Source organism: Sphingomonas phyllosphaerae (assembly GCF_029623345.1).
Classification (GTDB): domain Bacteria; phylum Pseudomonadota; class Alphaproteobacteria; order Sphingomonadales; family Sphingomonadaceae; genus Sphingomonas; species Sphingomonas phyllosphaerae_C.
On sequence record NZ_JAPYKH010000020.1, the window covers coordinates 39882 to 52269 of the forward strand.

Consider the following 12388-nt stretch of genomic DNA (forward strand, 5'->3'; position numbering starts at 1 on the left):
CCGCACAAGGGTATCGTGCGGGTATCGACGGCATAGATCGCGCTACTGACGAGGTCCCGCATGGCGGCGCGCGCTTCGCCGTACCGCCATGCCGGGCAGTCATCTCTTATGCCGTCGTCACGTCGTCAGAGCGCCACAGCGTCGGCGCGAGCAGGGGAGGTCTTCAAGCGACGCTGGATGATGGCCTTGCCGACTGTAACGGCGGGAGCCTCGACGAAGCGGTACACGAGTGAGGCAATGCCGATCGCCACCAGCATCATCCCTGCGATCGCGAGATGAAGCGGCAATCCAAGATCCTGCCACCACGCCGCAAGGAAGTGCTCGAAGGTCTTCTGCACCAGGCTGCCGAACAGATAGACCGAATAGCTGATGGTCCCGAGGTACGCCAAGATCGCGCCGGTGAGCTTTATGCGGCTCGTGAATAGGAGGAAGCTGCCGGTCGCGAGATAGTAGGTGAGAGTATAGCGCAACGCCCCCTCGTCGTAGGCGAGCGTGGCAATGACGGGCATCAGGACCAGCAAGGCGCTGCAGAGCCACATGACCGCGCGCCGCGCAGAGAGGTTCGCCTCTACCGTGGCGAGCCGCCACAGCAGCCCGATGAACATGACGAAAAGCGCGAGCGGGATTGCCACCGGCACCTGCTTGCCCGTGACGAAGCGGAGGCCGGCGAGCGCCAGCGCGCAAGCCAGCATCAACGCGGCCATGGTCGTAGCCACCTTGGGTCGCCGCAGGTCGACGAACATGAAGAGCCCGAAACAGAGAGCGTAGAAAATCAGCTCGATCTGCAGCGTCCAGTAGAGCCCCTGCATCGACTGCTGGCCGACGAAGCCCTGCAGCATCGTCAGGTTGACGAGGAATGTCCCCAAGCCGAGATCCTTGCCGACCATCACGTACTCGACGAGGAACGCCGCGGGCAGCGACAGCCAGTAGGCGGGATAGAGCCTGAAGATGCGCCCCACGATGAACGCCTCCTTCGGGCGCTGACCGTCGCGCCGCAACGAGAAGGGTATGACGAAGCCCGAGATGGCGAAGAACAGCGTGACGGCAATTTTTCCAAGGTCGAGCTGGTCGGTTGCGAGCCAGAAAAGGCTCTGCTCCCAGCCGTTATTCACGCGGCCGTGCTTGAGCGCATCATAGCCCGCGTGAAAATAGATGACCGCAAGCGCGGCAAGGCCACGCAGGGCGTCAACGTAGCCGTACCGAGATCCCTTAGACACCATTGCTCAACCCACCCCAGGCGTGCGCCCCGCGCGTCCCATAGCGAGCGCTGGGGCGCGGCGCCACGCTCGAGACCTGTGCGCCTTCGGGGCAGTCCGATACGGGCTGCCGCGTTGCGCGCAAAATCGCTATGACCTATTCCGCTGCCGCCTCGCCGGGATCGGCTTTGAATAGGGAAATCCTCTTGGCTCTAGCCGACGTTATTCGCAGGACCCTTTCCCCTCAAGCGAGGCCCGGCGAGCTGAGCACACAGGGTGTCGTCGACAAGTGGGCGGGCATCGGCATCGTGGCTGCCGGCGTGCTCTATGTCGTGTTCACGGCGGTGGGAGGCATCGTCCGAGGCGTTCTAGGGCCGGTCGGCCTGGCTCCGTTGATCTACCTGCCCGGCATCATCGCGGTTCCCGCGCTGCTGGCGAATACGCTGGTGCGAGTAGGTGACCCGCGGACGGCGACTCCAACAATCGCCGTGCTAGTGTTCCTTGCAATCGAGATCGTCATCGCTAAATTTTTAGGGCGCTCGCCTGCCGGGATCGCCTATCAGATTTGGATCTTCGTGGCCGCATTGATCATGATGGCGGCGACCCAGCGAGGCATGCAAGAGCGCATCATCGCGGCCATGATCCCCATGTTCTACGTTTCGGTGGTCGGGGTCGTACTAAACGCATTCATCGACTTCCCCTGGAAAGACGCCACCTTCGAGGTCATGGGTAGCCAGCAAGGGGCTGCTCGTGAATGGAGCGCCGGCGGCGTTTCCCGCCTTGCCGGCTTCAGTCGTGCCAGCTTTATCGCAGCCGCTTGCATCATCATTGGGTTCTGCGCAGCCGAGCCAAAGCTGAAGTCGTTCGCCACGAAGGCGGTGGCATGGGCTGCTGGGCTAGTCGCTATCCATCTGACGACCTCGAAAGCGCCAGAACTTGCGATGATCCTCCTGCCGGGGACCTACTTCCTGCTGGGTAAGCTAAGGGGCACGGCTGCACCAAAGCGCATCCTCTTGGCGAATATCCATATGGCCTTGTGGCTTGTGCTGATCTTCGCTGGACCCCTCATGGCGGTTAGCTACGGCCGGCAGCTGTTCCCCAATGGTCCAGGCATCGGGCCAAGCTACAGCTCGCTCGCTGATCGCGTCCTGACGACGTGGCCGGACGCACTGTCTCTCGTTAATTGGCGCGACCCGGTTGGCTGGCTGGTAGGGCGTGGCCTCGGTGGGATCGGTGCTGCACAGACGATCGCCGAACCGGCGCGGTACAATCCGGGGGACAACCTGGCGGTCTACCTCGCTGTGATCTTCGGCTTGGGCGCACTGCTGATCGCCATCTTCGTCTTTCGCGGTGGTCAGCGCGCGATCCAGTCGGATCGCACCGGGCGCAGGGACTTCGCGATGATCATCGCCATGCTCGGCATCGGCGCGGCCTCCAACGTGATCGAGAGCGTGTTCCCGATGATGGTGCTCGGTCTTGCAATCGCCAGGCAGCCGCCGCGAGCAGTCAAGCCGGTGAAGCGCCGGCGCTCGCTTCGGAGCCGCTCCAGCGATATCCAATCGGCAGAGACCGGCAGGTAAAGGGGGCCAAGCTCCGGTGACCGTTGAGCGCGCTTGCTCGATTGATCGATACGCTGGCGGGTAGGCGGTTTAACATGCGTGCTGTGATCAGCCTCGTTGGCGATACCATTGGCGCGGCCGTCCGAGCCGTTCGCCAATGCCTCGATTGGTCCCATCAGAAACTGTTCGAAAGGTTCGCTTACCCCGACTGGTGCTTTATCTGCGGTGACCCGCTGATCGACCGGGGGATCTACTACTACTGCGACGAGTGCCGCGATCGGCACCGGCTCCGCTAGGACGCCCTTCGTCACTCGGGAGCGGCCGTCGCGCTTCGACTATGCCAACCTGCGAGCGGAGATCCGCGCTCTTGGCGCGCGCCGGGCGCCTGTCACGATCGAGCGGCTGCCCTATGCCGACCTGATCGCGCGCTACGACGCGCCCGAGACGCTGTTCTACCTCGACCCACCCTATTGAGGCTGCGAGGACGATTACGGCGACGGCGTCTTCTCCCGCGACGACTTCACCCAGCTGGCCGACCAGCTCGCCGGGATGAGCGGCAAGTTCATTCTGTCCGTCAACGCGACACCGGGCTCGCGAGGTCTTCGGCCGCTTCAACACCGTCGACAGGACCGTCACCTGGTTGATCAACCGGCACCGCGGCGCAGATCAGCAGGTCGCGGAGCTGGTCGTCAGCAATTTCGCGTGATGGGGCGGGGTATCGCGCGGGGTATCGACCCCGGGCGAGCCTGTCCCGCAGGCACGGAAAACCGCCATTTTCGACGCGACCGCGGGGGAGGTGACCTCCGCCGCGATGTCCGCTGATGGCAGGATTGCGGACTCTCGCCCGACGGGTAGGATGAGGCCATGGATGACGATCCGACAGCGGCTGTGCATCGTCTTCTTGTAGACGAGCACGGCGTGCCACCCCGCAAGGTGACGCGAGACGCCCGCATCGTCCACGATTTTGGCGTGGACGGCGGCGACGCAGCCGAGCTATTTGAAGAGCTGCACAAGCGGTTTGGCACCGACTTCGGTTCGCTTGATGTCCAATGGCGTGAGCTTTTCAACACGGAAGGCGCGAGTCCGCGCGCGATCCTCGTCGGTATTTCGGCGATAATCATATTCGGTTTTGTCGCCGGAATCATCTCGGCGGTCTGGCACTGGCCGAAGCTCCTAGCGGTTCTGCTAGTCCTTCTTCTTTTGGTGGCTGGCTGAAGGCTTCTTTCGCGTTGGTTCGGTAGAGAATTGAGGCCACTTACCGTTGGAGGGATTGGCTCAAATCGTCGAGGCCGGCCGCTGGCCCGCTGATCCGGAGGACGTCCGTTAGTGGGCGTTAGCGGACGTCCCCGCCGGATGACCGCGGCGGAGGTCCCCTCCGCCGCGATGTCCGCTAGTGGCAGGTTAGCGGACGTCTGCATCTTGCTTCTGCGGCGGTTTCGGACACGCTGGCCTATTGACAGGTCCGCGGTGGACGGGAACTTAGCGCATGGACTCCGACAAGGGCTCAGGCTCGATAAGTCGATGGAAGATGGCACTCATCGGCTTTGGCACGTTCATGACGTGGTTCTTCGGCCTGATCATCGTCGGCGAAGAAGGTTATGCTAGTCAGTACTTCTGGGTGTCAGGTTGCGCGTTCGCAGTTGGTTCCGCGGTAGCACCCTTCTGGCGCTTACGCCGGTTAGCTTGGTACTGGTGCACAATCGCGTTTCTCACGGCGGCAAACCTATCAGCGGTTTACGTTTTGCGCGAGCGCGCTGCTGAGGCCGCGCTTCCATCAAAAGGCATAGTTCAACTGATGCTTGTATTCGACGGCTTGGTATGTTGGGTAGTCATGGTCGGGGTTTGTTTCGCGATTTATCGCCGGTTTCCATGGCAGATGCCGGGCATGACCGCCGAAGATTGATTGAGAGTACTGGACCCTGACTGTCGCAAATCAAGGTCTCCACGTCCAATATTGGGCGTCATCGCCATGAGCGCCAGGAGCGCGGAGACGATCGACACTCCGAGCGCCCAGGCAGCGATCCGTGCGGAGCGGCCGGACGGCCCTTCCTTCTGCTCGAGGATGTTGAGCCGGCTTCGAGCGTAGGCGGCCTCGATCTGGGAGAGATCACCCTTGCGGGCGATTCGCTCGGTGAGCGTCACCCGGTCCCATCGATCAATCGCCGCAGGCGGGTAAGGCCCGAAAGTGTCCTCGATGAACGATCGCTCGACCTGCTTGCGCTGCCGCTTCGCCGTCCGCTCCGCCAGCCAGCGGGCGATCACTCAGCCGTAATCCTAGCTGGCTGCGCGATGGCGCGGACGGCGCGCATGAACGCCGTTTCGCCCTCCGTCTGCGCGATCGCAACGTTTCGTTGATCGATTTCCGCGATAGTCTTCAACCGATCGATCATGCCGTTGAAGCGTGCCTCAAGTACTTTGACCTCATTCATGGCATCGATCTCGGCCTGCGACAGGTCTCGATAGCCGCTGATCTTCTGGTGCTGGTTGTACATCGCGCCGCTCCTCTTGTCCGGATAGTCATATGCTGACGAACGCCGCGGTGAAAGCCGCGCGGCCGCGCGCGGCCGCCTACAAGATCGCCGACGAGCGCGGGCTGCACCTGTTCGTCGCGCCGACCGGCCGCAAGTCGTTTCGCTGGCGCTTCCGGTTCGCAGGCCAGGAGCAGCTGCTCACGATAGGCCAATGGCCCGAGGTGTCGCGCGACGCGGCGCGCGCCTAGCGGGTGACCGGGCTGGCGCTCCGATCCGGCGAGCACCGCCTGGGCCAGCTTGATCGTGCGCACCGCCGGAAACTTGCTCTTGGTCTTCCGGCCGAGCGCGCGCTTCGTCACCGCCGATGGATTCGCCAGCGCGATTCCTGCCGCGATCGCCCGCGCGAAGACCTCCGATATCCGCTGCCGCACGCGGTGCGCCGTCTCCACCGCACCGCGCGCCTCGATCGGCCGCAGGACCTCGAGCACCAGCGGCGTCGTCACCGCGGTGATGGGCAGCGTGCCGATGCGCGGGAAGACGTCGTTGACGAAGCTGTTGAGCACGATGTTCGCATAGCGCTTCGACCAGCCCGCCTTCTGGCTGGCGTGCCACTCGCGCGCAATCGTCTCGAAGGTGCTGCCGGCCATCGCTGTCTGCTCGGCCGCTCGCTGCCGCTTCGCCACCGCCGGGTCCGCGCCCTCGCGCAGCGTTCGCGCCGCATCCTCGCGCAGCTCGCGCGCTTTGGAGAGCGAGATCTCCGGATAGCCGCCGAACACCAGGCGCTTCTCCTTGCCGCCGACCCGGTACTTCCAGCGCCACGACTTGAAGCCGCTCTGCAGCACGTAGAGGTAGAGGCCGCCGGCATCCCCGAGCTTGTACGGCTTGTCCTTGGGGGCAGCCTTCCCGCAGGCTAGATCCGTCAGCATCCGGTGCCCCCAGGCGGACGAAGTCGTGCCCCCAAAGTCCCCCAGAATCGTCGCGCTGCATCGATGTTGATTGCGACCAAATGAGACAACGGACAAGCCTTCCCACGAGGGGAATGACCTGTTTCTGAGGTTCTCTGAGATGACCCGAAACGAAGGGGTGGTGGAAGGGCAGAGCAGCAGGACCTGCTCGCCCGCGAGCGGGGGCGACCAGACGCGCGTCGCGTCCGCGCGCGGCGTGAGCCAGGGCAGGTCGCCGGTGACGAGATCGCCGACGCGCACGCGGCAGGTGGCGTGCGCGAGATCGACCGACTCGACCGCGCCGAGCTGGAGCAGGTTGCCGAACAGGCGGCGCGGGTCGGAGAGCGCGGTCACGGTGCGGGACCGTGCCAGCGTCAGCGGCGCGGCGCGCGGGGGCGTGCCTGTGGGAGGCGGGTGCCACAGGTGCTCAGCGGAGATACGGTGCGTTCCTGTGAGCGGCGAGCGCGTCAGCGGCAGCGTCTGACTACGCCCACAACCGGACAGGCGCGACGATTTTGGCCCGTCCAATCGAGGACGTTCGTTCACCCTGAACGGCCGCCAGTCATCGGCTTGGCACGATCCGATTGCCCGAAGCAATGTCACGTGCGACGATCGGCTTATGAGACATTGCCTCTTCCTTGCTGCGTTCCTGTGGCTGGCAGGTTGTACATCGACCGGGGACCGTCAAATGGTTGAGATTATGAACAGGATCGAGCACATTATCCAACTTCCGACCGGTGCAAATTCACTGCAAAGCTACGCTCGCGCTTATCAATTCAGTTCGAGAAGCAAGGTTCGAGCGACATATTTTCGCGCGGCAGGACCCTCCGACTACGCATATTGTCACAGATTTATTAGGATGGGTCCTCGATTGAGCGGCGATGCGGCTGCGGTATGCCCGCCGCCGATCGGCATGAGGGCAGGTGAACGGCGTTGGTTTGATGACCACATCTTTCTTCCCAGCGATTGCGACGGTGGCTGCATTCAAGTGAATATCGAGTACGATGTGAGCACTGGCCGGATCACCCTCGCACGATGTAACGGCGTCGGTTAAGCTCCGGCACCTCGCTCTTACGGCTATATCGCCCATATTGCGGCCACTCCCCTGTTCGGTGATATGACCCCAATGCAGACAATCGCCGCCGCGATCGCCGAAGCAAGAGAGCATAGCAACGGCAACCGAACTGAGATTGAGGCGAGCCGCTATGCGGGCTGCACGTCTTGCTGCGCCGTGTACGCTTCGACCAAAGTGACCTCATGGCGGGACGAATGGACCCGACCCGAATACCGGAGCCGAGGCGAGCGATGGACGGCTGAGTGCCCCCGCTGTGGCGAGCCTACGGTCATCGGAAGCGCCAGCGGCCTTCTGGATGACCAAGGGTATCTGCCGATCATCCACGAGTTGCAGAGAGCGATTTGAGTGGCGGCTAACGCCCATTAGGAGCCGCACTCGGTCCTGTCATTGGTCCGACTATAAACGACCGAAGATCCATCCGTCGCAGTGGTATAAAATTGACCATCATAGTCACTCGGTGCGCGTAGTCGCTGCGATCCATCCTTCGCAAGCAAATTCCAAAAATATCCGACGCCACGGCCTGATGAAAACGCAAAATTACCATCACTGCCGCGACGCAAAATCATAGCTGGCGAAACGAGCAGGTGATATCCGTCCTTCGATGTCTCAACAACGTAGCTCAGTAAATGCGATCGGCCCTTGCCATATGACATTGTCTTGTAGCGAATGTTGAGCGTTGGGCCGCTGGTGGCTGTATAGCATCCGATAAGATACTGAGGAGACATCGGCTCCCGTTTGATAAAGAATGCGAGAAGCACAAATAACGTGACAATTGGGACTCCGAGGATCGCATAGCCGATCATCATGTGCCGCGCGTTCGCGCCTTCAAAGGGTTCCCGGTGATCAACAGCCATGGGACGCTTGATAGAGCACCTACCCTGCAAGGCCGCAAGCCGAACGTCCGCTTACTCCCACTACCGGACGTCAGACCTGGCGCGTCCGCGCCTCAGAAACGCGTTCTCAGGCTTGGTCAGATCAACCTTTGCCCTGAACGGGGTTGCCGTTGCCGACGGCTACTCCGCAACGTCGCGCAACAGCGGCGTTGACCTTTGTCATGACAAGAGTAACGTAGTTCATTTCCGCGCTAGATATGGTCGTACCTAGCTTGCCCCATCGATGGATATATCCCGTAGATCCGTCCCGCAACGGAGCAATATCAATACCATATCCTGCTGCGAGATGGGGGTTCATCTCATTGAAGGGCTGTTCCTAGATAATTTGATATACCTTAATGCCGTGCGGAAAGTCCTCGCCGTCGCTTTCATAATATGAATGCGTTGTTTTACCTGCCACAGATTTGACCGCATCCTCTATGCGTTTCCTATTAATTTGACGTTGGATGGTGTCCTTCCAGGCAACATGAACGCCTGGGTCGCACCCAGACAATGTAGTCAAGGACACAAGCAGCACTAGACGGCGACATACTTGATTGAGCATCCAAAGCCGGTCCTTTGTCAAAAATCGCCTCTGCTCGGGAGGTTAGTTGAAATGAGCTTGTCTGCAACTCTGCCATTAGCGGGTCATCGGCGGCAGGGCGGCGCCGCACCACGGGCAGAAGGCAATCTCGACCGCGCTGCTGCCGCCATCGTGAACGATCAGTCCAAAGCCGCCATTCATTTCAGCGATGAACGCGTCGGGACATTCCCTTCGATCGGCGTGAATGGTGCGCCCGTGAGTAAGGTCGCTCGCGAGCCGGTCGCAGCAATAAGGGGCGGTGGACATTCGTCACTCTCCGCGTTTCGCGCGCTCGCCGCAACGTCTGCTTTCCTCCCAAAAGCGGACACCGCTGTGGAGGAGCCCCCCGCCGAGGTGCCGCTCCTGTCGTCTTCAGGCGCCGCCAAGCGCGACTCCTATATCCGCGGGATACCTGCTTGCTACGGCCGGTAGCGGCCACTTCCGGACGATTGATTTAGATCGTAGGATGGCGTGTTGACCGACCTTACAACCTTGCGACTGATCCAAATTGCTCTGCGTTGGGCATGGGATCCGATCGGCGTGCGCCGTATCGAAGAGGCGGCGGACGAGTACGACGGGTACGCGCCTTGTTTGCTCGAGATGCTGAGGGCCGATGCGCCCGCAGCGCAAATAGCCGAGTATCTTTCAACCGTTGTTCGGGATCGTATGGAGCTTCCGGCAGAGCCTGATCGGGACATGGACCTGGCGTCCATGCTGCAACAGATGTTCGTCGTCACCCGGTAGCGGACCGATCGCTTTCATGCCAAATGCGGACAGCCCATCGAAAGAGGTCAGCTACGTTCCGCTTGCGCCTCCCGGCTCAATCCTCCTGCGATCACCTTCATGACCGTGCCGCTTCTCATCGCTTGCGTTGCAATCGTTGGATCGATTGTAGCGTGCGCATCGACCGCAATCAGTCTACGGCTTCGTCTCAAGCCCTCGGCTTTGATAACGATCGGAACACGTGCTGTTCCTATCCTGATATTAGCCTCGCTTGCCTTTTCGTTTGCGACCATGCAGGTCGATGACGCTCCACCTGGAATGTTCCTCGCTGGGAATATGCTCTTTCTATTGGTAGCTACGCCGATATCCTTTGCTGCCAGCTACTTGACAGCGCGTAGGCTGGCAAATCGATCTGCTCGGCGTGATGGCTAGCCTAATTCGCGGCGGAAATGCCCTCCGCCGCGGTACTACGTACGCCCTCGATGAACGGTGGCGATCAGGCCTGCGGTACCCGCGGCGTACCCGGTTGCGATGTCCGTTAGCGCCCAGAACGTACACGAAAGCCAATAAACGACTTGCCCGGGAACGGCCCCTCGTTCAGCTTTGTCGGAGGTGGCAGGGTTGGCGTAACGTACCACGGAACGGCCTTTGTTCAGCGTTGAACCGTATAGCGAGCAGTAGGATGCGAGTAGAACCGCGAGTTTTTGTCGACCTTCCCGGCCTGTTAAGCCGGGTCGTCAAGAGGCAGGATCCCACGGATAAAACTCGCTGGATTCGGGATGAGTCGTGGTATGCTAGCGTGAAAGCTAAGTATAATAGTCTGTTTAAATTCCTAAGCGACAACAGTCTACTCAACAAGCATTTCGACCTATCGGAAATAGATAGGTTAGTTATCACGGAGGGCGATCTTACACCGCTCGGCGTAAAGCTTTTTAGTTCAGGTGCCGTTGACAGATGGTTTTCGTCATTTGACCGACCAAGCAGCAAAAAGCTTTCCACCAACGTAAGGTATCTTGAGCGTCAGCTTGCGTCTTTTTGATTAGCAGTAGAGGTCGCCTTGGTGACCGCACTTGCTCTCAAGGCGTTAAGACCTCCCATAGACGGACATCCAAACGCATCGGAGCGCGACCAGCTAGAGGTAACCCGCGTCCTATACTACAAAGTCATCATGAAGCTGATTGACACCACACTTCGAAGCGCATCAGCTGCAATGCTCGTGTTGTTCGCAGGCCTAGCTGCTCTGGTGAGCTACGGTATCTACCGCGATTTAGATCCTGGGCGCGCTTACATGCATTCAAATGCCACGCGTTTTCAAGGCTACCGGCAATTTTGTCATGGCATACAATAGATCTCATGGATTGTTTCCCCCAGAGGCTGAGATAAGGAAGTGGGCCTATCGGCAGGGATATGAAGCTGATTAGGCTAAATCTGTCAGTGGCGACCGGGTAGGAGGCAGCTCATACGCATGATCTAGCCCAGACGAAGTTGGATTTGCGGTGCCAAAAACAGACGTATTCGTGCTTTGTAGGTGGCGAGGCGAGTGGTTTGACTGCTACAGTCTGCCGTCAGGCCGCAACAATGTCGTGCATTCACTACCTGGCGATTCACCTACTTACCATATCATTTGCTGGCTCTTAGCCTTCGGGTCTCTAACGGTTGCTTGGCTCGTCAGACCAAGGCGACAAGGCTCAAGCCAAATCGGATGAATCGAGAGCGGATGTGGCGTTCGGCGCTCGTAAGCCGCCTGTCCGCTTCTCTCCCCTAAGCAGACATCAAGTTACACTGACGAGCATGAGTCACTCGGTGGTCGCGACCGGCGTGACCGTCGCAACGATCACGCCCGCGGCCATCTTGTACTCGACCCCGCGCGCGACCTCGTCGACCCGGGCCGCCGTGGCGGCAGCGTCGTAGCCGCCCTTGGCATCGAGGCAGGCGTTCACGGCGCGCTCGTGGCGCACGCCGTCGTGCTCGAAGGTGACCGCGACGGTGCGGGTAGCGGCGTCGAACGCGCCGATGCTGATCTTCATGATGTCGGTTCCGTCCAGTGGCTGTCGGCGGTGAGGTCGACGCGGGCGAGCTGGCGCGGCGTCATCGTCGCGAGCGCGGCCTCGAGCCGGTCGAAGGCGGCGCGCAGCGCGTCCACCGTCGCGCAGCGTCGGTCGATCGCGGCGCGGCCCTCGCCCTCGGCTTGGGCGAGGTCGCGCACGTCGTTGAGCTGGCGCCACAGCGGCGCGACCGCGAGGATCCGTCGGGCCGCCTCCTGCTTCACCGCGGCGAGCAGCCGCCCGCGCAGCGCGTCGGTCGTCTCGGTCGGGCGGCGGGCGGTCGGCGCGCCGTCGTCGCCGGGGCGGATCACCTTGCCCGCCGCCTGCGCCGCGAGCAGTGCCTGGTGCTCCGCCGCGGTGACCGGCACCGCGTCGTCGGGCAGCGGGTCGTGCAGCCGCGCGTCGAAGAAGGCGTTGGCGGCGGCGCTGTAGTGGAGCGGCATCGCGGATCTCTCAGTAGCCGATCGCGAGCACGGCCGGCGTGCTGCCGCGCATGTCGTGCTCGAACGGCTGGCGCTCGACCGTCACCTTGGTCGTCGACACGCCGGTGACGGCGTAGGCCGCGCGGCCGGGCACGGCGTCGCCGGACAGGGTCGTCGAGACGCTGGCGTGGAGGCAGCGGTTGGGGAAGGCGATCGGCAGCGTCAGCACCTGCGCGCCGCTCATCCCCGCGGCCTGCTGCGCGCCGGCGAGCCATTGCAGGATCAGCCCGTTGGGCAGCACGACATAGCCGTTGTCGCTCAGCGATGCGGGAAAGGCAGCGGCGAGATCGGCCGCGGCGTGCACGTGCGGCGCGGGCGGGTAGGTCGCGGGGCGGTTGAGCAGCCGGGCGAAGTCGCGCAGGTCGTTGGCGTGTTCGCCGTCGAGCAGGTCGGCGTCGAGGCCGGAGCCGGCGCCGTCGTTGTTCGAGTGCCAGAAGG

At 61.8% G+C, this 12388-nt stretch carries 13 protein-coding genes and 1 pseudogene; 5 read left to right on the forward strand and 9 right to left on the reverse strand.

The features are described from left to right. Nucleotides 1-125: 125 nt before the first annotated feature. Complete coding sequence (locus tag QBJ89_RS16240) at nucleotides 126-1220, reverse strand: acyltransferase family protein (protein ID WP_277981518.1); 1095 nt, start codon at nucleotides 1218-1220, stop codon at nucleotides 126-128. A 128-nt stretch (nucleotides 1221-1348) separates the two neighbouring features. Here QBJ89_RS16240 and QBJ89_RS16245 point away from each other — a divergent pair, with 128 nt between their 5' ends. The 3 genes from QBJ89_RS16245 to QBJ89_RS16255 all read left to right on the forward strand — a co-directional run bounded on the left by QBJ89_RS16245 (nucleotide 1349) and on the right by QBJ89_RS16255 (nucleotide 4658). Continuing rightward, on the forward strand, nucleotides 1349-2776 hold the full coding sequence (locus QBJ89_RS16245) for a hypothetical protein (protein WP_277981519.1): 1428 nt from the start codon (nucleotides 1349-1351) through the stop codon (nucleotides 2774-2776). A gap of 843 nt (nucleotides 2777-3619) precedes the next feature. Beyond that, on the forward strand, nucleotides 3620-3970 hold the full coding sequence (locus QBJ89_RS16250) for an acyl carrier protein (protein WP_277981520.1): 351 nt from the start codon (nucleotides 3620-3622) through the stop codon (nucleotides 3968-3970). A gap of 313 nt (nucleotides 3971-4283) precedes the next feature. After that, nucleotides 4284-4658 (forward strand): hypothetical protein, encoded by a 375-nt coding sequence (locus tag QBJ89_RS16255; protein WP_277981521.1) that lies wholly within the window; start codon nucleotides 4284-4286, stop codon nucleotides 4656-4658. Here the strand turns inward: QBJ89_RS16255 and QBJ89_RS16260 are convergent. Further along, the gene (locus QBJ89_RS16260; RefSeq protein WP_277981522.1) at nucleotides 4610-5017 is read right to left on the reverse strand and encodes a hypothetical protein; all 408 of its coding nucleotides are present in this window, start codon (nucleotides 5015-5017) and stop codon (nucleotides 4610-4612) included. The genes QBJ89_RS16255 and QBJ89_RS16260 overlap by 49 nt on opposite strands. Beyond that, entirely contained in the window at nucleotides 5014-5247 is a 234-nt protein-coding gene (locus tag QBJ89_RS16265; RefSeq protein ID WP_277981523.1) for a DUF7681 family protein, read from the reverse strand. Before QBJ89_RS16265 ends, QBJ89_RS16260 begins: the two co-directional genes overlap by 4 nt. A gap of 29 nt (nucleotides 5248-5276) precedes the next feature. On the opposite strand from QBJ89_RS16265, the gene QBJ89_RS16270 reads away from it, so the two are divergent. Beyond that, nucleotides 5277-5474, forward strand: coding sequence for an Arm DNA-binding domain-containing protein (locus QBJ89_RS16270; RefSeq protein ID WP_277981556.1), 198 nt, complete (start codon nucleotides 5277-5279; stop codon nucleotides 5472-5474). A 111-nt stretch (nucleotides 5475-5585) separates the two neighbouring features. On the opposite strand, the pseudogene QBJ89_RS16275 reads toward QBJ89_RS16270, so the two are convergent. The 3 genes and pseudogenes from QBJ89_RS16275 to QBJ89_RS16285 form a co-directional block, all read right to left on the reverse strand. Next, nucleotides 5586-6773 (reverse strand): annotated as a pseudogene (locus QBJ89_RS16275) (phage baseplate assembly protein V); the annotation flags it as partial. Nucleotides 6774-7607: 834 nt separating this feature from the next. Then, complete coding sequence (locus QBJ89_RS16280; protein WP_277981524.1) at nucleotides 7608-8051, reverse strand: hypothetical protein; 444 nt, start codon at nucleotides 8049-8051, stop codon at nucleotides 7608-7610. A 706-nt stretch (nucleotides 8052-8757) separates the two neighbouring features. Further along, the gene (locus tag QBJ89_RS16285; protein ID WP_277981525.1) at nucleotides 8758-8967 is read right to left on the reverse strand and encodes a DUF6980 family protein; all 210 of its coding nucleotides are present in this window, start codon (nucleotides 8965-8967) and stop codon (nucleotides 8758-8760) included. Between the two features lie 207 nt (nucleotides 8968-9174). On the opposite strand from QBJ89_RS16285, the gene QBJ89_RS16290 reads away from it, so the two are divergent. Then, nucleotides 9175-9444 (forward strand): hypothetical protein, encoded by a 270-nt coding sequence (locus QBJ89_RS16290; RefSeq protein ID WP_277981526.1) that lies wholly within the window; start codon nucleotides 9175-9177, stop codon nucleotides 9442-9444. A gap of 1775 nt (nucleotides 9445-11219) precedes the next feature. On the opposite strand, the gene QBJ89_RS16295 is transcribed toward QBJ89_RS16290, so the two are convergent. From QBJ89_RS16295 to QBJ89_RS16305, 3 genes are read right to left on the reverse strand one after another with little or no spacing between them, the layout of a single operon-like run. Further along, nucleotides 11220-11450 carry a hypothetical protein gene (locus QBJ89_RS16295; protein ID WP_277981527.1) on the reverse strand — a complete coding sequence of 77 codons (231 nt, stop codon included), beginning with the start codon at nucleotides 11448-11450 and terminating at the stop codon, nucleotides 11220-11222. Continuing rightward, the gene (locus QBJ89_RS16300) at nucleotides 11447-11911 is read right to left on the reverse strand and encodes a hypothetical protein (RefSeq protein ID WP_277981528.1); all 465 of its coding nucleotides are present in this window, start codon (nucleotides 11909-11911) and stop codon (nucleotides 11447-11449) included. Before QBJ89_RS16300 ends, QBJ89_RS16295 begins: the two co-directional genes overlap by 4 nt. 10 nt (nucleotides 11912-11921) lie before the next feature. Beyond that, a complete protein-coding gene (locus QBJ89_RS16305) occupies nucleotides 11922-12254 on the reverse strand; it encodes a gp53-like domain-containing protein (RefSeq protein ID WP_277981529.1) in 333 nt (110 codons plus the stop codon). Nucleotides 12255-12388: the final 134 nt, after the last annotated feature.

What these genes read in the sequence shown, in the direction of transcription:
- QBJ89_RS16255 (WP_277981521.1), top strand. Translation starts at nt 4,284, where the DNA reads ATGGCACTCATCGGCTTTGGCACGTTCATGACGTGGTTCTTCGGCCTG.
- QBJ89_RS16250 (WP_277981520.1), top strand. Translation starts at nt 3,620, where the DNA reads ATGGATGACGATCCGACAGCGGCTGTGCATCGTCTTCTTGTAGACGAG.
- QBJ89_RS16295 (WP_277981527.1), bottom strand. Translation starts at nt 11,450, where the DNA reads ATGAAGATCAGCATCGGCGCGTTCGACGCCGCTACCCGCACCGTCGCG.
- QBJ89_RS16265 (WP_277981523.1), bottom strand. Translation starts at nt 5,247, where the DNA reads ATGTACAACCAGCACCAGAAGATCAGCGGCTATCGAGACCTGTCGCAG.
- QBJ89_RS16245 (WP_277981519.1), top strand. Translation starts at nt 1,349, where the DNA reads ATGACCTATTCCGCTGCCGCCTCGCCGGGATCGGCTTTGAATAGGGAA.
- QBJ89_RS16280 (WP_277981524.1), bottom strand. Translation starts at nt 8,051, where the DNA reads ATGATGATCGGCTATGCGATCCTCGGAGTCCCAATTGTCACGTTATTT.
- QBJ89_RS16240 (WP_277981518.1), bottom strand. Translation starts at nt 1,220, where the DNA reads ATGGTGTCTAAGGGATCTCGGTACGGCTACGTTGACGCCCTGCGTGGC.
- QBJ89_RS16300 (WP_277981528.1), bottom strand. Translation starts at nt 11,911, where the DNA reads ATGCCGCTCCACTACAGCGCCGCCGCCAACGCCTTCTTCGACGCGCGG.
- QBJ89_RS16285 (WP_277981525.1), bottom strand. Translation starts at nt 8,967, where the DNA reads ATGTCCACCGCCCCTTATTGCTGCGACCGGCTCGCGAGCGACCTTACT.
- QBJ89_RS16270 (WP_277981556.1), top strand. Translation starts at nt 5,277, where the DNA reads ATGCTGACGAACGCCGCGGTGAAAGCCGCGCGGCCGCGCGCGGCCGCC.